The 20,262-nt window shown below is 63.8% G+C and carries 20 protein-coding genes; 8 read left to right on the forward strand and 12 right to left on the reverse strand.

What is annotated here, in order from left to right:
• Positions 1-57: 57 nt before the first annotated feature.
• The 4 genes from ACFWFP_RS01565 to ACFWFP_RS01580 form a co-directional block, all read right to left on the reverse strand.
• Positions 58-1,551 carry an APC family permease gene (locus ACFWFP_RS01565; protein ID WP_379292588.1) on the reverse strand — a complete coding sequence of 498 codons (1,494 nt, stop codon included), beginning with the start codon at positions 1,549-1,551 and terminating at the stop codon, positions 58-60.
• Positions 1,551-2,630, reverse strand: a complete 1,080-nt coding sequence (locus ACFWFP_RS01570) for a Glu/Leu/Phe/Val dehydrogenase dimerization domain-containing protein (RefSeq protein WP_379292589.1) — start codon at positions 2,628-2,630, stop codon at positions 1,551-1,553. Before ACFWFP_RS01570 ends, ACFWFP_RS01565 begins: the two co-directional genes overlap by 1 nt.
• A gap of 267 nt (positions 2,631-2,897) precedes the next feature.
• The gene (locus ACFWFP_RS01575) at positions 2,898-6,371 is read right to left on the reverse strand and encodes an indolepyruvate ferredoxin oxidoreductase family protein (protein WP_379292590.1); all 3,474 of its coding nucleotides are present in this window, start codon (positions 6,369-6,371) and stop codon (positions 2,898-2,900) included.
• A gap of 198 nt (positions 6,372-6,569) precedes the next feature.
• A complete protein-coding gene (locus ACFWFP_RS01580; RefSeq protein WP_379292591.1) occupies positions 6,570-7,055 on the reverse strand; it encodes an Lrp/AsnC family transcriptional regulator in 486 nt (161 codons plus the stop codon).
• Between the two features lie 269 nt (positions 7,056-7,324).
• On the opposite strand from ACFWFP_RS01580, the gene ACFWFP_RS01585 reads away from it, so the two are divergent.
• Positions 7,325-7,810, forward strand: a complete 486-nt coding sequence (locus ACFWFP_RS01585) for an ester cyclase (RefSeq protein ID WP_379292592.1) — start codon at positions 7,325-7,327, stop codon at positions 7,808-7,810.
• A gap of 112 nt (positions 7,811-7,922) precedes the next feature.
• On the opposite strand, the gene ACFWFP_RS01590 is transcribed toward ACFWFP_RS01585, so the two are convergent.
• On the reverse strand, positions 7,923-8,540 hold the full coding sequence (locus tag ACFWFP_RS01590) for a hypothetical protein (RefSeq protein ID WP_379293718.1): 618 nt from the start codon (positions 8,538-8,540) through the stop codon (positions 7,923-7,925).
• Positions 8,541-8,606: 66 nt separating this feature from the next.
• Between ACFWFP_RS01590 and ACFWFP_RS01595 the strand changes: the two genes are divergently transcribed.
• The 6 genes from ACFWFP_RS01595 to ACFWFP_RS01620 all read left to right on the forward strand — a co-directional run bounded on the left by ACFWFP_RS01595 (position 8,607) and on the right by ACFWFP_RS01620 (position 12,200).
• A complete protein-coding gene (locus ACFWFP_RS01595; protein ID WP_379292593.1) occupies positions 8,607-9,242 on the forward strand; it encodes an AAA family ATPase in 636 nt (211 codons plus the stop codon).
• Between the two features lie 311 nt (positions 9,243-9,553).
• Positions 9,554-9,694, forward strand: a complete 141-nt coding sequence (locus ACFWFP_RS01600) for a hypothetical protein (RefSeq protein WP_379292594.1) — start codon at positions 9,554-9,556, stop codon at positions 9,692-9,694.
• A 537-nt stretch (positions 9,695-10,231) separates the two neighbouring features.
• Complete coding sequence (locus ACFWFP_RS01605; protein WP_379292595.1) at positions 10,232-10,426, forward strand: hypothetical protein; 195 nt, start codon at positions 10,232-10,234, stop codon at positions 10,424-10,426.
• 189 nt (positions 10,427-10,615) lie between these two features.
• Positions 10,616-11,206 (forward strand): DUF1877 family protein, encoded by a 591-nt coding sequence (locus ACFWFP_RS01610; protein WP_379292596.1) that lies wholly within the window; start codon positions 10,616-10,618, stop codon positions 11,204-11,206.
• A gap of 240 nt (positions 11,207-11,446) precedes the next feature.
• On the forward strand, positions 11,447-11,638 hold the full coding sequence (locus ACFWFP_RS01615; protein ID WP_379292597.1) for a hypothetical protein: 192 nt from the start codon (positions 11,447-11,449) through the stop codon (positions 11,636-11,638).
• Positions 11,639-11,798: 160 nt separating this feature from the next.
• Positions 11,799-12,200 (forward strand): hypothetical protein, encoded by a 402-nt coding sequence (locus ACFWFP_RS01620; RefSeq protein WP_379292599.1) that lies wholly within the window; start codon positions 11,799-11,801, stop codon positions 12,198-12,200.
• A gap of 678 nt (positions 12,201-12,878) precedes the next feature.
• Here ACFWFP_RS01620 and ACFWFP_RS01625 read toward each other — a convergent pair.
• Both ACFWFP_RS01625 and ACFWFP_RS01630 read right to left on the reverse strand, forming a co-directional pair.
• Positions 12,879-13,196, reverse strand: coding sequence for an IS30 family transposase (locus tag ACFWFP_RS01625; RefSeq protein WP_379292600.1), 318 nt, complete (start codon positions 13,194-13,196; stop codon positions 12,879-12,881).
• Positions 13,168-14,097, reverse strand: a complete 930-nt coding sequence (locus ACFWFP_RS01630) for an IS30 family transposase (RefSeq protein ID WP_379293719.1) — start codon at positions 14,095-14,097, stop codon at positions 13,168-13,170. The genes ACFWFP_RS01625 and ACFWFP_RS01630 overlap by 29 nt, the downstream gene beginning before the upstream one ends.
• A 212-nt stretch (positions 14,098-14,309) precedes the next feature.
• Between ACFWFP_RS01630 and ACFWFP_RS01635 the strand changes: the two genes are divergently transcribed.
• The gene (locus ACFWFP_RS01635; protein WP_379292601.1) at positions 14,310-14,609 is read left to right on the forward strand and encodes a hypothetical protein; all 300 of its coding nucleotides are present in this window, start codon (positions 14,310-14,312) and stop codon (positions 14,607-14,609) included.
• Between the two features lie 39 nt (positions 14,610-14,648).
• Here the strand turns inward: ACFWFP_RS01635 and ACFWFP_RS01640 are convergent, their stop codons facing one another.
• From ACFWFP_RS01640 to ACFWFP_RS01660, 5 genes are all read right to left on the reverse strand, one after another.
• Positions 14,649-15,797 (reverse strand): lipase family protein, encoded by a 1,149-nt coding sequence (locus tag ACFWFP_RS01640; protein WP_379292602.1) that lies wholly within the window; start codon positions 15,795-15,797, stop codon positions 14,649-14,651.
• The gene (locus tag ACFWFP_RS01645) at positions 15,794-16,408 is read right to left on the reverse strand and encodes an SRPBCC family protein (RefSeq protein WP_379292603.1); all 615 of its coding nucleotides are present in this window, start codon (positions 16,406-16,408) and stop codon (positions 15,794-15,796) included. Before ACFWFP_RS01645 ends, ACFWFP_RS01640 begins: the two co-directional genes overlap by 4 nt.
• Positions 16,305-16,940, reverse strand: coding sequence for a peroxiredoxin (locus tag ACFWFP_RS01650; RefSeq protein WP_379292604.1), 636 nt, complete (start codon positions 16,938-16,940; stop codon positions 16,305-16,307). The genes ACFWFP_RS01645 and ACFWFP_RS01650 overlap by 104 nt, the downstream gene beginning before the upstream one ends.
• Positions 16,937-18,136, reverse strand: coding sequence for a polysaccharide pyruvyl transferase family protein (locus tag ACFWFP_RS01655; RefSeq protein WP_379292605.1), 1,200 nt, complete (start codon positions 18,134-18,136; stop codon positions 16,937-16,939). Before ACFWFP_RS01655 ends, ACFWFP_RS01650 begins: the two co-directional genes overlap by 4 nt.
• A gap of 727 nt (positions 18,137-18,863) precedes the next feature.
• Positions 18,864-19,631 carry an iron-containing redox enzyme family protein gene (locus tag ACFWFP_RS01660; protein WP_379292606.1) on the reverse strand — a complete coding sequence of 256 codons (768 nt, stop codon included), beginning with the start codon at positions 19,629-19,631 and terminating at the stop codon, positions 18,864-18,866.
• Between the last annotated feature and the right edge of the window lie 631 nt (positions 19,632-20,262).

The raw sequence follows: 20,262 nt of genomic DNA on the forward strand, positions 1-20,262 counted from the left end.
GCAGACCCGAGGCCCGGCGATCCCACCGAACCGCCGGGCCTCGGGTCTGCAGCGGGTCTATCGGACCGGTGTCAGCTCCGGTTCCGCGGAATCCGGTTGCCCGCGACCGAGGACCGAGTGCCTGCGACCGTAGGCGAAGTACACGATGACACCGAGTGCCATCCAGATCGCGAAGCGCAGCCAGGTCTCGATCGAGAGGTTGACCATCAGCCACACGCAGGCCAGGGCGCCGAGGACGGGTACCACCGGGACGAACGGGACGCGGAATCCGCGCGGCAGATCCGGGCGGGTGCGGCGCAGCACCAGCACCCCGATCGACACCAGGACGAAGGCGACCAGCGTGCCGATATTGACCATCTCCTCCAGCGTGCCGAACTCGACGAAACCGGCCAGCAGCGCGCACACCACACCGACGAGCACGGTCAGCCGAACCGGCGTGCCCTTCTTGCCGGTCTGCGCAAGACCACGGGGCAGCAGACCGTCGCGAGCCATGGCGAACAGCACCCGGGTCTGGCCGAGGAACATCACCATCACCACGGTCGACAGCCCGGCCAGCGCGCCGATGGCGATGATGTTCTTCACCCAGGTCGCGCCGTGGATGGCGAAGGCGGTGGCCAAGGTGGCGTTGCCGTCGGCGAGTTCGGTGTAGGACACCATGCCGGTGAGAACCAGCGAGACCGCGATGTAGAGCACCGTCACGATCGCCAGCGACGCCAGGATGCCGCGCGGGACGTCGCGCTGCGGATTGCGCGTCTCCTCGGCGGTGGTGGCGACCACGTCGAAGCCGATGAAGGCGAAGAACACCAGACTGGCCGCGGCGAGCAGCCCGTACCAGCCGTAGCTGGTACCGCCGGAGCCGGTGAGGAAGGCGAACAGCGACTGGTGCATCCCCTCGGCCTTCTCCGACGGTTGCGCCGGCGGGATGTAGGGGGTCAGGTTCGACGGCTTGAAATAGGTCGCGCCGACAACCAGCACCAGCGCGATCACGCCCAGCTTGATCGCGACGGCGATGGCCGACACCCGCGACGACAACTTGGTGCCGGTGGCCAGCAGCACGCCGACCACCGCGATGATCACCACCGCGCCCCAGTCGAACTTCACCGTGCCCAGGTGCAGCACCGGCGCCGATGAGCCGAGCACTTCGCCGAGGTATTGCGACCAGCCCTTGGCGACCACCGACACCGCGAGCGCGAACTCCAGGATCAGATCCCAGCCGATGATCCAGGCGATCACCTCACCGAAGGTGGCGTAGGCGAAGGTGTACGCGCTGCCCGCCACCGGCACAGTCGAGGCGAACTCCGCGTAGCACAGGGCGGTGAGCCCGCACGCGATCGCGGCGAAGACGAAGGCCAGCGAGACCGCGGGCCCCGCCACGGTGCCCGCGGTGCGCGCGGTGAGGGTGAAGATGCCCGCGCCGATCACCACCGCGACACCGAAGATCGTCAGGTCCTTCGCCGTCAGATCCTTGCGGAGCTTGGCCTCCGGATCGTCGGTGTCACGGATCGACTGTTCGACCGATTTGGTGCGGAACAGGCTGCTCTTGTTCATCATCAGAGCGACCTCGGAATGGCATCGAGACGGCGCTCGGCGAATCGGTTGGCGGCGGCGCCGGTTCCGATCCCCTCGGTGATGGCGGCGGCGATGATCTCGCGGCAGCGCGGGTAGATGTCGGCGACCTCGGCTTCGACCTCGGTCGGCGTGGCGGCGCGCAGTTCACCGGCCACCTGGATGAGGCCACCGGCATTGGCGACGAAGTCGGGCACCCAGGTGATGCCGCGGCCGGTGAGCGCCTGCTCGACCTCGGGTGTCGCGAGTTGGTTGTTGGCCGCGCCGCAGATCAGCTTCGCCTCGATCGTCGCGGCGCTCGCCGCGGTGAGGGTGGCGCCCATCGCGCACGGGGCGTACACGTCGACCGGCGCGGTGGACACTGCCGACAGCAGCCGGACGGCGGGCAGTTCGTCGGTGACGCGCCGCAGCGCCGCCTCGTTCACATCGGTGACGCAGACCTCGGCGCCGTCGGCGAGCAGCAGGGCGGCGAGTTCGCGGCCGACCTTGCCGACGCCCTCGACGCCGACTGTTCGACCGGCCAGGGTCGGTGCGCCCCAGGTGAATTCGGCGCCTGCCCGCATCGCGTGGAACACGCCGAGCGCGGTCAGCCGGGCACTGTCACCGCTGCCGCCCGCGCCGACACTGCGGCCGGTGACATGGCGGGTGTGCCGGCCGATGACGTCCAGGTCGTCGGTGTCGGTGCCCACGTCACCGGCGGTGATGTAGCGGCCGCCGAGGGTTTCGACGAAACGCGCGTAGGCGGCGAGCAGGTCGGTACTCTTCAGCGTGGCCGGATCGCCGATGATCACCGCTTTACCGCCGCCGAGGTCGACGCCCGCCGCAGCGGCCTTGTAGGTCATGCCCCACGACAGCCGCAGCACGTCCTGGAGCGCGGCGGATTCGTCGGCGTACGGGTAGAAGCGGGTACCGCCGAGGGCCGGGCCGAGTGCGGTCGAGTGGATGGCGATGATCGCCTTCAGCCCGGACCTGTCGTCCTCGCAGAACACGACCTGCTCGTGGGCGCGGGCACTGAGCTCGTGCGATCGGCCGAAGACTCCTGCCTCGGTGTGCGCAACGGTCACTGTCGATTTCCTTTCCGGTTCCGCGCACCAGGGTTGTGCCCTGGGCCGCGGGGTTGTGGTGCCGCGGGTCCGCGGCAGTTTCAGTTGTGCCGCTGGTGCGGCGACGTAGTGGTGGCGCGGCGCTACGGCGTGGCGCTGTGCTCAGCCACTTGTCGCGCGGTACCCGCCGCAATCGCGTCGGAGTGGCTGGGTTCGCGTGGCGATGGGGACGTGGTCGAGCCGACGAAGAGATGGTTGGTGCCGTGGGTTCGGTGGCAACGTCGCCGGTCAGGAGTCGATGCCGAGCTCGCGCAGCTGGGCGCGGTAGAGCTCGACATTGGCGAGCTTGATGTCTTCGTAGCCGCGCACCACGTCGGTCAGTGCGGCTGCCGCAGTAGCTGTTTCGTAGTTTTCGGTAGTCAGGGCGTCTGCCAGTCGTCGCACCGTGGCGGTGTAGTGGGCCAGCAGTTCGCGTTCGACCTTGCGGACGTGGGCGTAGCCGAAGGGGTCGAGCTTGGTGCCGCGCAGGAACTTGCCCTTGGCCAGAACCTTCAGCGCCACATGCGACTTCGGCCTGAGCCCGATCTTCTTGTCCCGGCCCAGCGCGCGCAGCATCGGGGGATGCAGCTTGTAGGTGAGCTTCTCGCCACCGGGCACCTGGGCCCGCACGTCAGCGAGGAAGTCCGGGTCCACGAGTAGCCGGGCCACCTCGTACTCGTCCTTGTAGGCCGTGAACTTGAACAGCCCGCGCGCGACCGCCTCACTGAACTCGGTACGCTCGGTGACGGAACGCTCTGCCGCCCACACGGATTCGACCGTCTCGAGGTAGCGGCGCGCCACCTTCTCGTTCTGGTAGCCGATCAGCTGAGCCGCTCGTAGTTCTACGACTCGGCGCACCTCGCCCTCGAAGCTGGTGTGCGCCAGCAACTCTGCCGGAGCAACCAGGGCACGTCGGGCGTTCTTCGTCTCGACCGCGGCGGCGAACGCCGCCGGATCGGCGACGGCGACCCGCCCCCATCGGAACGCCGCGATGGTGGCGTTCACCGCGACACCGTTGATCCCGATGGCCTCCTCGATCGCCGCGACCGGCAGGCGCAGCCCGCCGTTCTGCACGGCCGCGCCCACGATCAGGAAGTTGGCCGCCGCCGTGTTCCCGAACAGGGTCAGCGCCGCCGCGAGCGCGTCGAAGTGATGGATCGAATTCGTCGCCGTGGCAAGCCGATCCAGCAGCGTGTCCGTCGCGGGGTAGGCCACCGACTTGTCGAAGACCATGTCGCCGGTCGGGGTCTGGCTCGTCGACGCCACGGCCACGGTGCTCGCCGCGTCGCCGTACTGGAGGTAACGGGGATCGGTCGCGGTCAGCAGGTCGACGGCGAGCAGGCAGTCCGCGCTGCCGGGGGTGAGCCGGTTGGCCGGCTCCAATTCCGCGGTGGAGAAACGCAGGTGCGACAGCACCGGACCGGCCTTCTGGCTCAGGCCGATCTGGTCCAGGCTCTCCACCGCGTACCCGGCCCGCAGGGCGGCGGTGGCCAGCACCTGGTTCACCGTCACGATGCCGGTGCCGCCGATTCCGGCGATCAGCACGTTCTGCGTGCGGGTCGGCGCGTCCACGCCCGGGTCGGCCACGGCCGGCGGCTCGACGGTCTTGCGGGGCTCGGTTTTTCCCTTGTCCGGGACCACCTCCACCGTCACGAACGAGGGGCAGTCGCCGTCCAGGCAGCTGTAGTCGGTGTTGCACGAGGTCTGATCGATGCGGGTCTTGCGCCCGAACTCGGTCTCGACCGGCTGCACCGACAGACAATTCGACTTCGTGCCGCAATCACCGCAGCCCTCGCACACGGCCTCATTGATCACCACCCGGGTGTTGCGGACCGGTAGTGTCCCGCGCTTGCGCTGCCTGCGGGCGTCGGCGGCGCAGTGCTGGTCATAGATCAGCACGGTGACGCCCTCGATCTCACGCAGCAGTTTCTGCGCCTCGTCGAGCCGGTCGCGATGCAGGAGCACCGTGCCCTTGGCCAGTGCCCGCTTGCTGTGGCGCTTCGGCTCATCGGCGCAGATGACGATCTTGCGGACACCCTCGGTGGTGAGTTTGTGGGTGAGCTGGGCGACGGTGAGCCCGCCCTCCACGTCCTGGGCGCCCGTCATCGCGACGACCTCGTTCCAGAGCAGCTTGTAGGTGATGTTCACCCCGGCCGCCACACAGGCCTGGATCGCCAGCTGCCCGGAGTGGAAGAAGGTGCCGTCGCCGATGTTCTGGAACAGATGCTGCAGATCGGTGAACGGCGCCTGCCCGATCCACTGGCTACCCTCACCGCCCATCTGGGTCAGCCCGGTGACCGCGCTGTCGGTGCGCCCGGACATGGTGACCAGCGTGTGGCAGCCGATGCCGCCGCCGCCGATCGAGCCGTCGGGCAGGGCGGTGGAGCGGTTGTGCGGGCAGCCACTGCAGAAGTAGGGGGTGCGCTTGGCGGAGAGAACCTCCAGCGGAAGTGCCGGGGGAGCAGCCCTTTTCAGCTCCACCCGCCCGCGCAGCACCCGGCGCAGCGGCGCCAGCAGCCGTCCGGCGGTGAGTTCGCCGTCGACCGGCATCAGTCGCGCGCCGCGCTCGTCCTGCTTGCCGAGCACGCGCGGCGCGTCCGGGGTGCCGTAGAGGATCTCGCGGACCTGCGTTTCGATGAACGCGGTCTTGTCCTCGACGACGATCAGCTGCTCGAGCCCGCGGGCGAACTCGGTGAGCGCGGCCGTGCCCAGCGGATACGGCATGCCGATGCGCAGCAACCGGATTCCGGCCCGGTGCATGGTCGCCTCGTCGACCCCCAGGTCCAGCAGGGCCTGCCGGACCGCGTCGAAAGTGGTGCCGGTGGCCGCGATTCCCATCCTCGCCTCGGGCGGGTCCACCTCGATGACGTCGAGAGCGTTGGCCGCGCCGTACGCGTGCACCGTCGCCCAGCGCGGCCCGTACAGATCCGCCTCGGCGAGCACGCTGTCGGTGGGCGCCGCCATCGGCCGCTGCCGGTAGACGAAAGGCGTTCCCTCCCACTGCACTTCGGGCACCGTCACGGCGAGGTCGGCTACCCCCGCGTCGACCGTCCACGCCCCGTCGGCCACATCGGCGACGATCTTCAGCGCCACCACACAACCCGAGGCCCGCGACATCGCGATGCCCTGCATGCCGAGGGTGATGATCTCCTCGGCATTGCGCGGGAACAGTACCGGCACACCCATGGCGGCCAGCGAGCGTTCGCTCACCGCGGGCACAGTCGACGATTTCGAGGCCGGGTCGTCGCCCACCAGCAGCAGCACGCCGCCACGCGGATTCACACCGTACATATTGGCGTGCCGGATGGCGTCGGTCGCGCGGTCCACGCCGGGCCCCTTGCCGTACCAGACGCCGACCACGCCGTCGTGGGTCGGGCGCCCGGCGGGCAGCTCGGCCTGGCTGCCCCAGACCGAGGTGGCGGCCAGTTCCTCGTTGAACCCGGGGACGAAGGTGATGTCGTGCTCGGTGAGCACCTCCGGCATGCCGAGCAGCATCTTGTCCACCCCGCCCAGCGGGCTGCCCTGGTAGCCGGAGACGAACGTCGCGACGCGGCGACCGGCGCGGATATCGCGCACGTGCTGTTCCACCAGCAGCCGGGCGATGGCCTGGACCCCGGTCAGCAGCACAGGGCCCGCGCCGGAGCGGTAGCGATCGGCGAGGTCGTAGGGTGCGGCGGCCTGCTCGGCCGACGGTCCGGCAGTCGCACAGACGACGGTGGTCATGAACGCCTCACCACACTTTCCACAACCCAGATCGTGAGCTGCGCAACGAAGGAACTTGCTATCGGTGCTGCGAAATGTGCCGTGGAGGGGCGATCGGTGTCAACAGTCAGTGGAATAGTTGATCAATCTGCTCAAAAGTGATCTGTACCACTGGGTCGGATGTGTCAATCTGCTCGAGCACGAGAGACCTGGGTCACATCACGGCTGATTCGGCCGATTCGTCAGATGGTCGACGAGCGGCAGGCTCCGATACCCGATCGGCGTGGCCAGGGCGAGCATGGTCTCGGTGTGGGTCACGCCGTCGATGGCGTGCACCCGCTGGATGATCTCCAGGAGATCCTGCTGCGACTGCGCGGCGATGCGAACCAGCAGATCGGCGCGACCGGTGGTGGCGTGCACCTCGAGAACATGCGGGAACCCGCGCAGCGTCTCGATGATCGGATCCATCTTGTTCTGATCGAGCTCGATGCCGAGGAACGCGTGCACCGCGAACCCGATCGCCTGCACATCGATATCGGGCGGATAACCCCGCACGGCACCCGACGCCTCGAGCCGCTTCATCCGCGCCTGCACGGTATTGCGGGCCACCCCGAGCCGCTGCGCCAGCTCGAGAATCGGCGCCCGCGGGTCACGGGCCAGTTCGGCCAGCAACGCGGCATCGAGTGCGTCGAACTTGATGGTCATGGGCGCATTCTGACACGCACCGAACGTCATCGGATTCTTCGTGTCGTCTGCGGGAGGTATCGATGCGGACGAGGCAGCCCCGGGCACTCGTCGGCTTTCTCGCTGTCGCCCCTTACCTTGCCGACCAAAAGAGCGCACAATTATTGCGTAGACCGGCTTCAAAGTTGGCGCCCGGCGGCTAGCTGATGCTTGCCCATCCGAGGCGGGCATCCTCCGCAATGGCAGCGTCACACCATGCTGAACGCCGGGCGCGGCGAAGGCTGCCTGTAGTGACTACGAGCCCTCCGCCGGTTCGGCGTAACTACCAGTTAGGAAACGCCATGTCAGACCAGAACAAGGCTTCAGCCAAGCGCATTTTCGACGCGTGGAACTCGCGAGACCTCGATGTATTCGACGAGATAATCGCCGACGACTGCATCAACCACGATCCGCAGAACCCGTTCGCCGAGGTCCATGGCCCCGACGGCATCAAACGGCTCGTGCAGATGTATTTCGCCGCTTTCTCGGATCAACGGTTCCTGATCAACGAACAGATCGCCGAAGGCGACTTCGTCACCACCCGATGGACGGGATCGGGAACCAACGACGGCGAGTTGATGGGCATGCCCGCCACCGGCAAATCGTCAGTCGTTCAGGGAATCACCATCAACCGCTTCCAGGACGGCAAGATCATCGAAAGCTGGGCATCCTGGGACACACTCGGAATGATGCAGCAACTCGGCGTCGTCCCGTCTGCGCACTCGGCGGCAAACTGACTCGTGATGCGCTCGCCGGACTTGCGTCCGAACGCGATCCTGTCGAGGTCGACGATGAGACGACCGTGCAGTCATCGACCATAGTCGGCGATTCGGGTCGATCGCCGACGCGTCAGAGAGGTGGGAGCTCATCGACCAGGGCGTCGAGCAGGTCCATGTCATGACGATCCGGACGTGGGATCGCCACCGCGTCGAGGTCGAGTGCCGACGGAAAGCCGTCGACGACGCGGCCGCGATCAAGCCGTTCCACGGCTGCGTACCATTCGGCCAGCGGTTCCGATAGCCGGGCATGGAGGTCGAAATGACGGCGACGTCGGGTCTGGTCGCCTATGCGTTGTGCCGCCAATTGCCGCGCATCGGGAATCGACAACAGCACGACGTCCGGAAAGCCGAGGCGGTTCTGTGCGAAGGCTCCACGGACAGCGGCGAGTTCGTGTTCGAACCGTGCGAACGGCGCTGCGCCGACAGCCGCCAGACACCAGCTGTAGTGCAGCTTCAGCGGGTCGCTGTCACAGACCGCGGCGCCGGTGGAGTCTTCCAGCTTCAGCGCCTGAGCCCACCTCTGCGAGTTCACGCTCACCCAGTACGCTGCCTGCTCGGATCCGTCCGGTTCGCTACCTGTGGGAGCGTATTCGGCGACGAATTGCAGCCCGGTAGCCCGGCACCACGTCGTTTTCCCGGCAGCGCTCGGCCCTTCTACAGCAACGATCACCGCAAAGACCCTACTCATCACATCCACGAACGCTGCACCGTTCGTTCACAGCCCCGACCACCGGGCGTGGATAAGGTTGTAGCCATGCTGCTTTGGATCAACGGTCCCTTCGGCGGGGGCAAAACACAGACCGCCTTCGAGCTGCACCGCAGGATTCCCGGCAGCGTTGTGTGTGACCCGGAAATGGTGGGATACGGGCTGCACCGAATGATGCCGCGCAGGCTCCGGGCCGACTTCCAGGACTTTCCGAGCTGGCGGCAAGGCGTGTTCGAGGTACTGGACCATGTACTTCGCGCGCACGAGGGAGTGGTACTCGCTCCGATGACTGTCGCCGACCCCCGATACTTCGATGAGACAGTCGGACGGCTACGCGAATTGGGCCACGACGTACATCATTTCGCGTTGCTGGCCCGCCGCGAAACAGTTCTGGATCGTCTGCGCGATCGCGGACTCGGCTTCGCTCCCATCCTGCGAGCAGTCGGCCAGGGCGATCTGTTGCTGCGTGCAGAACAGTTCGCGGTGGACAGGCTCGACTTCTGTCTCGAGCAGCTGAGCAAGCCCGAGTTCGCCGACCATATCTGGACCGACACGACCCCGGTGGCAGCGGTTGCCGGCCGAATCGCGGACACGGTCGGCTTGAAACTGTTGCCCGACACCGACAGCCGGGTACGAGGCAGGCTCCGCCGGATGGCCGTCACTGTCCGCAGTGCTCGTTTCTGAGTCGCCAGGTCGTCGAGAACAGTGCCACCTGATCACTCTGGTGAACAGCTCGCCGTGATCGAACCACCATATTTGCGCGCCCCCGACGGCCTACGATCGGCAGCGTGCCTGAGGCGATCGACTACAACGACCCTGGGCTGCTGACAAGCCTGCACGGCATCAATCCAGCGGCGATAGGGTCAATCCCAACTGGTGTCGTGGACGTCTGTCGTCTTTGGCAGCAGAACGGACCTGGCTCTCCGAGAACCGCTCTGGCGACAAGTCGAGTGTCTGGGCATCGCTGGGTTGGATGACCAGGCCGGGCGCAGCGCATGACCGCGGCATACAACGGCGAGACCGGCTCGGACTATGACTTACTTCTCGACTCGATCGCCGTCACGTCCACAGGCGACGATCTTGCCGCCGTCGCCGAACTCTATGCACACGCGAACTTCGGGTGCCGTCCGAACTGATCCGATGAAGGACTGTGTCGACCTCCAAGATGGAAGTGCAGGACGTTTGATCACGTAATGACGAAGCCATCCTCGAGGCACGCGGCGCCTACAAGGGCCGCAAACCTGCGCTGGGCGCCGAGCAGACCGCTCAACTGCGTTGCCGTGCCGCCGCCAGCGAACCGAAAATTTTCGCTGGCCAACGACTTCGGTATCAGCCGCGAAACCGTCTACGCCTACCTACGTACCGCACCGTAGCCCGCCTTCTGCGCTGCCTGGGTACTGCGGACAGTTGGCCAGAAGGTCCACTGACTTGCCGCGGAGCGCACAGCGGGCCACCCGGATCCGTGATGAAGTGGGCAGGTGATGAAGCCGAGTCTCCCACATTCTTCCGACGGCCCGGAGCGGTCGGTCAAGCCTTTGGCTGATTGCCGTGATGTGTACGAGTTCCTCGACCACAATGTTCGGCCACGGCCGACGATGTGGGCTCGCGGCGGGTCACTGCAGGAACTCGAGATTCTGCTACACGGCTACGGTGTCGCGGTTCAAGTACATTCCGTGCCAGAGGAGTTCGCGTTCGGCTCCAGCCGGAACTTCGCACGTTGGCTGCAGAAGGAGTACGGGTGGGGTTTGGCCCTGGGTTGGGCTACGGCAATCGAAGACCACCTGGATGAGGGCGAGACCGCGATGGATGCCTTCTTCCGCCTGCTCGACGAGTACCGAGCCATCGTCGGCGCACAGCAGTCGAGATAATTCCGAAGCCCTGTTCTTGGGTGTGTCAAAGCCGTCTCGTTGGTGAACAGAGTGGTCCCGTGGACCGCGTAGACTTCTTTCCGCTGAGTCTCTGTGAACCCGACCTTCGCCAGCACACGGCGAGAAGCGGTGTTCCAGTCCCGGACCGTGGCCCACGGGCCTGCTCGAGCTGAGTCCTATGGTCTGGGGATGGCCCTCGATGCTCGATACCAGGCAGTTCCTTACGACCCGCTGCTCGAACGCGCGATGCGTGATCGCGAGGCCGCCGAGAACGCCATCCAGTTCTTCAGCAGCTTGGCGACCAGTGATGGCGCCGATTCGCAGTACTGGGATGACCCGATCTGGGTGGAGCTTGCCCCGGTCGCTCGCCAGATGGTGAGGGAGCGGCCCGGCATTCTTGACCGGACGTTCTCCACGCGGGCGTGGGACGCGGTGTACTGGTTGCTTGCGCCAAACCGCCGGAAGCAGGAAGGACGCCATCCAGCCGGATTGGCGGAGATCGCAGTGTTCGGGGCGGAGTTCCTCGCTTCGGGTGCGACTGCGGGGCAAGGGAGTCCGCTTCGGTTTGTTCGCCCGACTACTGCGCGGGCCATAGCTGACTATGTGGAGAACAGTCTGGAGACTGCTGCACATCTGTTCGACGCTGAAGCGATGGAAGCATCCGGTGTCTATAAGGGACCGTGGGATCGCGAATACCTTCTCGATCGGCTGGCCCAGTATGCCGAGTTGTATCGAGTTGCCGCCGACCTGGACGAATGCGTACTGGTAACACTTGACTGAACCAGTGTTCGGTCAAGCGATGGGTGTGCCGCGATCGACTCGCGACGGAATGCCTTCTGATGCCTCGACCCGCGCGGGGCTCTGAGGTCGTGACGAAAGATCAACGGCGCGACGTGATCCGAAAGCCTGCATCGGTGGAACGTTCGCAATTGCCGATGAGCGTGCATCGCACCATGATCGACGTCATCTGGGAGGAGCGACCAGGCCGGTTGACTCCGATCCCGGAAGCACGCCGAAGAAATGGATGACTCCCCGCTGGCGGCGGTCGCGCGGACCGTGTGGTGGGTCGAGTCGGTGTTCGTCGCCGATGTCGAGTACCGCGAGCTCAGCGGCGACGGTTTGCTGCGACATCCAGTTTTCGGGGGGTCCGGACCGACAAGACACCCGACGAGATCGGCGTGCCCAGCTAACTGCCGATTCCGAACGGGTTGACGAACATCCGCGCCTGCGGGATCAACGCGGACACCGTCGCCCTGACCGGGCGAGACCAAGGTTCGTTTTTCGAACGGTCCCGGTCCCTCAACCGACGCCGAGCACACTGAGCAACCGCTCCATCAAGCGGTCGATGGCCGGACTACGGCAAGATCGGCGAGTGGAGAAAGCCGACGGTGCTGCACGCAACTCGCCAGTGAAGGACCTGATCGACCAAACCGATCGTGAGTTCTTTGCGTTGTTCGCCAAGAGGCCGGGGATGTACATCGGTTACACCGATCTGCGTGGAGTCGTCACCTACATCGAGGGCTACGACATGGCCTCCCGCCGAAATGGCCGACGGTGCCTCGACGGGTGGCGCGAATGGCTGATGGATCACCACCACAGGGTCGGTTCGAACCTGGTCTGGTGGGCGCAGGTCAAGCAGATCGCGCTGCCCGACTGGGACTTCACGACGCCACTCAGTACGGATCAGGAAGAACACGTCCTCGCGGTCCTGTTCGAACTGCTTGACGTCTTCCTTGGTCTCAACCGGTCAGCGCATCGTTGGCCGTCAGAATAGCGGGCGAGTACCTCCACGCCTGAGCGCACTACGCGGCATGTGCGTGCACTGGCTGGCCGAGCCCGTGGCGGCTCCAGAACGCCCGCGTCGCGGCTTTTCCGTATGGTTGGCCTCTGATCGGCTTCCGATCTAGGTTCGGCACATGGACACCGTGGTCGAGTCTGCTCCCTACACGAAGGACTGCATCACGTGTGGAACACTTGCCGACGCCACCGTGGTCGAGGTTCTTGCGGGCGGGAGACATGAGTGGGACCTTCACGGAACCTGCCCGAGCTGTGGAAATGAGTGGTACGAGTGTGATTTCGGGCCGCCGCCATCGAGTGTTCGCGCGGCGATCCTGGCGGCCAACGGCCCCAGCGTGCTCGACCTAGCGGCCGGGAGCGCCACGCCAGCCGCGGTGATGCGCGTGCTGCGCCAGGTCCGGTCGCTCTCGCTGCCGCAAGCGCGGGCCATGGCCGATAACCTTCTGCGCATTGGACTTCGAGGGACTCTGGTGGAGATGGAGTCTCTCGCACACCCGCTTCGTGCGGCTGGTGCTGTCGTCAGGATTCGGTCGAGCAGCGCAGATGACCGTTGAGACCACGCCTTATCGATTACTCGGAACGCATCCCAGGAGCCCCATTCTCGGCGTGAGGGTGCGTTCACCGACCAAGGTTGCAGACGTGCTCGTCGATGACGTCAGAATTCAGCGATATCAACAGGTCTCAGCCGCGTCGGCACTACCGGCCCACCAGGCGCAGCTGTGCGTGTTTGCGCGGCCGCGAACCTCTCGGCGGGTGTGGCCCAGTCGAGCACCCGCCGGGGCCGGTGGTTGAGTTTCTCGGCGATCTCGTCGAGGTCGTGCTGGGTCAACGCAGACAGGTCGGCATTTTTGTGAAGGTACTGACGCAAAAGACGGTTCGTGTTCTCGTTGGTGCCGCGCTGCCAAGGATGATGAGGATCGCAGAAGTACACCGGCATCGCCAGCTCATCTGTGATCACGGCGTGAGCGGCCATTTCTCTGCCTCGATCCCAGGTCAGCGACCTGCGCATGTGTCCAGGTAGCCTGCCCATGCACCCGACCAAGCGCCCTAGCGACCGCATCAGCTTTGTACCCCTCGGGCAGCGCAACAACCAGTGTGTAACGCGTGGTCCGATCCACCAGTGTCGCCACCGCCGAGGGACGTATCCCGAACACCAAATCCCCCTCCCAATGCCCAGCCGACTCGCGCGTATCCGCTTCGACGGGACGGTCATGAATGGAGACCATGTTCCGGATCCGGCCGCGCCCTTGCGAGCCGGCTTTGCGGAATGGCCGACGAAACGGGCGGTCACTGCGCAAGCAATGAAACATATTGCGGTCGAACACTTTCCGCGACGTCGTATACAGGTCTCCGTAGATTGTTTCGTGCGAGACCCGCGGCACCGCATCGCTGTGATGGCAGTGTCGCAGCCACCCCGCGATCTGCTGCGGCGACCAATCCTCGCCCAGCTTCGCAGCGACCATCTCTCGCAGCACCGGATTAGTGGCGAGCTTGCTGGGCTTCGGTCGCAACGCGCGTTCATAGGCGGCCGCATCGGCGACCGCGGCCCGGTACACCTCTCGACCGCCGTTGCGGGTGATCTCCCGCGACACCGTTGATGATGACCTCCCGATCTGATCGGCGATCGTTCGGGCCGAGCGGCCTGCGGCGATACCACGTGAGATCTCCTCACGCTCACCAAGAGACAGATGACCCGCACGCCGACACCGAGACACCGGGCGGATCCCGCCACTCACACGCAGAAACCGTGAGACCTGCGGATGGCTGCTACCTACTACACCGGCGATCACCCCGAGTGATTCCCCGCCGCGCCAACCGTCCCAAATCCGTTCTCGCTGTTCAACACTGAACTCACTACCAGCCACACGCACCATCGCCTCCACAACCGGACATCATTCACCAGCGGTGATGCATTGACCGCTTGAGACCAAGGTCGTTTTCCGAACACCCGCCATCGGCACCTGCTCAAGGAACTGTTTGCTCACCGGCGATGTCGAGCCTCAGTCGTCGTCGTGGCCTCGGTTCGGTTGGGAGAGGTTTGGATGAGTTGTCAGGACCTGTGTAGGTGCGCCGAGACTGTGGCGTCGTGTCGTTCGATTTATCGGTGTCGATAAATCGATCGATTGCAGTGACTTCCGACGACACCGGCCTGACGCCGCTGACCCTCGACCACGCCGAACAACCCTATCGGCACCAAGCCAAGCACCACCAGCAGATGCCGCAACCGAGCACAGAAAACCGTCGCTACCAGCGGATTGCATCAAATCTTTTGTTTTCCGTGCCGTCCCCTGTCCTCGAAGAGATGCTCGGCTTTGTCCGCCTCGGTGACACCTGTCGTCGTCACTCCATGGATTGTCCGCCGCAGCATCCTGAGCAGCCGTATTGAGTCCAGAGGTTGCCGCCGGGTTCAGCTAACATAGTGCAGCTATCTGGTGACCGCTTCTGCGAACCGGATCGCATCGATCGTGGCAGCCACGACTGTGCCACCGTGGTCACTGCCCGGATAGACACGGAGTGCAGGAAACGTGCCATTAACTCGGAGCTGGGTTATGAAGGCCAACGTCAGAGGTAACGGAACAGTCTTGTCGATAGCGCCCTGCCCAATGAAGACCGGTCGATCGTATGGAGCCATCGGCGCATCGAACACTTCGTGCGCTCTTTCGGCAAAATCTCCCTCGCTGAGCGAACGCATCAGAAGCTCGCCAACTCCGATTTCTTCTACCCGCTCAGCCATTGCTCGGAAACACAGCGTCTCGGCATCATCGACGAGCCTGCGTCCAAGCGGAGTCAGATAACTGTCCAGATCCCAATCTGGTCGGGCCTGTTTGAGTCCACGCATCGCGTAGGCGGTGTAGACAGTCAGGTTGGGCATGCCCAGATTCGGTACCGAAGGTCCCGCGGCAGCCAACAGCGAAACGACTTGCGCAGCGGGCGCAGTTGCGATTACACCGCGATAGTCGAGCTCTGGAGCGTATTTGGTTGCCATCGTGGCGGTCCACAATGCACCACCACCTCCCTGTGACTGGCCTACCGCGAGCCAACTGGTTGACAGGGAACTGTCGATGGTCCGAGCTGCGCGCACGATATCGATCGCGGCGTGTGCTTCGGCTGCGCCGTCGAGGAAGGCGTGGACCCCTGGCGTCCCCAAGCCGATGTAGTCGGTGGCTACAACTGCGTATCCGTGGTTCAACCAGGCGTTCAAGTATGTGAAGTCGCGATCTCTATCAGTTGGGCCGGCGGTCGAAGGCGCACAATCGTCTCCGAGGCCGACCGTGCCATGCAACCAAGAGACAACCGGCCATCCGTGTGGCGGCGCCGCTCCCCGCGGTGTGAAGACCGCACCACTGGATTGAGCTGCCCGGCCGGTTGAGTCTTGGGTCCAGTAGGTGAGGCGAAGCCCGCGGTCGGAGCCGTTCAATTGCAGGTCGTCTGCCAAAGGACTGGTCGCGACCACAGTTCCTGGCAAGGCTCGGTCGTCGGCGTGGGCAGGCGTGGCGACGAAGGTTAGGCCGGCCACCGCCAGCGCGGCGGCAAGGAACCGCCGGCGACAGCGCGGCCGAGCTAGCTGGTTCACGCTCGGTCCCCGAGCTGGATGGGGCGCGACTGAGCCTCGATGGATTGCTTGATCCGTCGCACGGTCTCGTTCATGCCGCCGCTAACGGTTTCGTCGAATTCCTCGATACCTCCCAGGACATTGTTGACCAGCCATACCGACGCTCTCGGGGTGTGGCTACTGGCATCTCGACGCAAGGTGACAAGAGTTCCGGACGGTGATCGGTCGAGTTGGTAGGTCCACACGGCCCGGTTGCTGTCAGTACGGAAGCTCAGCTGAGATCCGACCTCGACCACGAGGATCGTTGAAGTGGTCGGCCAGAACGTGCGGCCCTTTCGGTTGATGTTGAGGGTGCGTGTCCCGGCCTTCAGCCGACCGAGAGGAAGCATGATCCTGCACTGCGGGCTCCACTGCCGCATACGGCGGAGATTGGATATCGCGTCCCAAACAGCGAGGGGATCAGCATCTACTTCGACCGAGGCAGACAGAGCTCGGCGAGCAGTAGTCGAAGTCATCGGGTGCTCCGGATCAATCGTTGTGCGTCGAGGTGCTACGCGGCGGCTGTTCGTCAGCTCTCGCACCACCTCGGATGGGCGGATTTTCCGCAGCCCAGGACAGGACCTGGTCTGCATGCTCGGCAGGAGGGAAGACCGGGTAGAAGATGTGATCGATCCGGCCGTCTGTGATCACCAGGGTCAGCCTCCGATAGAGGCGCTTTTGCTCGACCTCGAAGGTGGGGAGGTTGAGGGACTCGGCCAGGAGGAGATCTGGATCCGCCAGCATCGAAAACGGCAGGTGCAAGCGCGCCACGGCCTCGCGTTGGTAGTCCGTGGTTTGGCTGGAAAGCCCGAATACACGGGTGATTCCGTGCGCGAGCAGTTCCTGGTGGCGGTCACGGAACGAGCAAGCTTGTGCGGTGCATCCAGCGGCCCCCGGGATGGTGCGCCACCCCTCGGGAAGAACGATGTCATCGCGCCCGGTCAACGGATAGACGTAGATGATGGTGCGACCCGACCCGAGCTTATCGATCCCGACTGGCTCGCCGGTTGTCGCGATCAGGCTGATCGGGGGGAGTGCCCCTCGAGGAATTCTGGACGCTGCCCCGTCATCCTCCGGAGCGGGTAGTGGAGTGAGTTGGTCTGCGATGTCGGGTTCCGTACTCACGAGAGCATCTCTGCGACGAGATCGTAGTTGCGTTGGTCAGCCTGGCGAAGTTCCCGCACACCTTCAGATATCAGGGTTCGCCGTTGTTCGATATCGCTGAGGACCGTCTTGTGTGCGGCGATCATCTTCTCGACCCGCTGTGGGTCGTCGTAGCGAATGAATGCATCGGACGCCCCGAACTGGTCGGCGATGAACCGTGTCCTCGTGTCGTGTCCAAGGGCGATGAACGGCACCGAGTGCGCGAGGGGCAGCACGAGAGCGTGGTAGCGAGAGGTTGTGACGGTGTCGAACCAGAACATCGTCGCCGACATCTGATGTGGTGTCAGATCCGCTCCGTCGACTATCGGGGTGCGGTCGGGAACGGCGAGTTCGCTTCGCAACTGCTCGACGATGCGTCGATCGGCGGGATCCATCACTACCAGGGGGACGACGGTTTCCCTGTCAGCGAGGAGATGCCGAATGTAGCGGGCCCAGTCGGAGAGGAGCTGAGCAGTCTTCTCGCGCCCTCCGTCTGCCCAGGTGGCCTTGATCGGCCAGCGCAGATACTCCTCACGTCGACCTATGAGCGAGATCTTGGCCGGCCACATATGGAAATCGACAGGTGCGACGGCATGAACGCGAGCCGAGCCGAATCCGAACCGTGCTGCCATGGCCTCGCACAACTCGGGGGAGGGTGGGCTCATCGACAGCGCACAGTCAGCTGTCACCTCGATCGGGCGGGTCACACCGAGTTGCTTCAACGCCGCTGCGGCTCCGTCGATCCGAACAGTGAGGAGATCGAGCCCGTCCAACGCGGAGGCGACTCGCGCATGTCGTTGAGGTGCGAGGGTTCCCGAGTCCAGAGCGAGACCCACCGCCAGGACTTTTTGACGGGCAGCTTCCTCCATGGCATGGGTAAATATTTCTACCATCAGGGGACTGAACTCGTCGGTCAGCATGTTGCCCTCGGCAAGGATCATCAAGTCCGAATCAGCGATAAGTTTCGCTGCCCGCCGCTTGTGAAAGGCCGGATTTACATACGCTCGCTCATCGGCGATGGTGAGATAATCGAGATTCTTCGGATGGGATGTCGAAGCGGTGATGTGAGCGTCGGGAACACGTGCTTTGATGTTCTCGATCATCGACACCAGTCGTGCCTCGGCACCTATGTTCTTCCATCCGTGATATCCGTAAATGAAGATACGCGGTTTCGTCATTTTTCTTTTATCTTTCTACTCCGGGTGTGGCCTGCCCGAGGTTGCGCGATCGAGGCAGACCACACCCGTGTGGAGGTCTGACGATCAGCATCCAGGCGCTCATCGTCTACTGCTGTGTAATTCGATACTCAGACGGCGTATGAGCGATGAGGTGTACCGATAGCCTCGTACGATTCCGCTCGTGACATACCGAGTAATCCGCACCCGATCTGTGCCGCATTACGGTAGTCACCGACCACGACGTGGTAGGTTGCCGAACGACCTGGAACGGAGACTGTCTCACCGGTATCCGAGGCTCCGACTGCTACATAAAGTGGCACCAATTTCTCGTGCGCATACGATATGTATCGACGATAGCCGGTCGATTCGCTGACCCACAGAGCCCCCAGGCTGAGCATCGCAAGTGCATATCTTGCGCTTGCTACACCAGGAGAGGCCGCTAGGCGACCAACGTGAGAATCTACACCGAATCGCTCGAATTGCCGCCCGTCTAAAACGGACTCGATATCCGGAAACCTCGTCGATCGCGCGGTAGCGACCAGGTCTTCACCGACCGTCAGAATCCCGACCAGGATTGCCGTCCGATCGATGCGGTCCTCTAGTGCTCTGTCGAACTGCAGACTGCTCCTGCTGCGGAATACTCGATCACGGAAATCCGCCGCAACAGTTAGGTCCGCACCCGAACACGGCGTCATCCGTACTGCGTGTTCGAGCACTGCCAGGCGGGTCATGCGGGGACTGCCGTAGTCGCCTCCCACGCCTCGAAGGCTTGGTCCATCAGCAGATGCGTCAGCGACAAAGTGGTCGACGCAACCCGCAGAACACCCTCGGCTTGCTCGGGGGTGTGGACGGACTTTCGGATAGCTTCGCGCACCTCATCTGCGTGTTTGGTGTCGATCTCGGCGTGCGCGACGAAAAAGGACATGTCACGGTCGGTGAGTCCCAGCGATTCTCGCGCCACTGCCATGAGCGGTGCGATGTGCTCGTAGACCGCTTCTGCCCAGTAGGAGTATCCGAGTCGGGCGATCGGCCCCTCACGCAGCGCAACCCCGTACAGGTAGCCGATCAACGCATCAGTAGCCGGCAGTGGACGGTCGTCAACCGTCTGTCCCTTCTCGAGAAGGCCGACGGCCCGTAGATCATGCAGCACCATACGCTCGTGCCCTAGCTCCTCGCGTGCATGCTCGAGAACGAACTTCAGCAGGCTCAACTGCGCAGGCGTAGCACGGAAAGCGGCCACAGCCTGATTGGTCGCATTGTGGCTGGTGTAGTGATAGATCTGAACCATCAGCAATCGGTAAAGCTCACGATCAAAACCATGCGCTTCAACGTGCGTCCAGAGTTTTCCCTTTCGGGAGTTTCCCCACATACGAGAAATTGTGTAATCCAAATCCGCAAACAACGCGTCCGCGACACCCTCAACAAAGCCTACACGAGATTCACCCCCGCCCTCCACAGCCAAAACATCATCAATGAATTCGAGTCCGTGACCCATAGTCTTCCCCTTTGACATCATCAGCACATGAAACAACTCGTGACATCACAAATAGACGTCACGCACATCAGAGAACAATTTCCAGCATCTGGCCACATGCCTCGGGAATACAAGCAGAAACCCCGGATGACAGGCAAGAAAATCAGGCTGATCTCGCTTTTGGCGCCAGAAGCGAGCGAGCCTGGTCACAGACCAGAAGAAACACCCTCACCCGGGTGTTGAATTACCCACCACCGCCACGCATCAGTGCGAAACGCACTACCGCGTCACGCACTTTATCGATAGAGATCACCTCAGAATCAGGTGCTACGAATACGCGACGCCGACCACTGAGCCGACGGCCTTCATCTACGTCCACACTCGGACGGTAGATGCCCCTATCATTCCCCACGACTTAAACCCCACATCGTTCAAACCAACTTGCTGGACGATCGCATCGCCCGCAGATGATTTAACCACTTCTTTCGATCTATGTCGATTCAAAACCTTGAAATCATCGCTACCAGCTTAAATCATGATGATTTTAATTGGAACCTTTTGCATCGCTTGACAATGGCACAAGGTGTCCGTACAGATGCCGCTCGGCTACGACCGCGGTCTTGAGAGGCGAGCGGCGCTCGACAGGTCCGGA

Origin of the sequence: Nocardia sp. NPDC060249 (assembly GCF_042728755.1) — a bacterium.
Taxonomy (GTDB): Bacteria; Actinomycetota; Actinomycetes; order Mycobacteriales; family Mycobacteriaceae; genus Nocardia.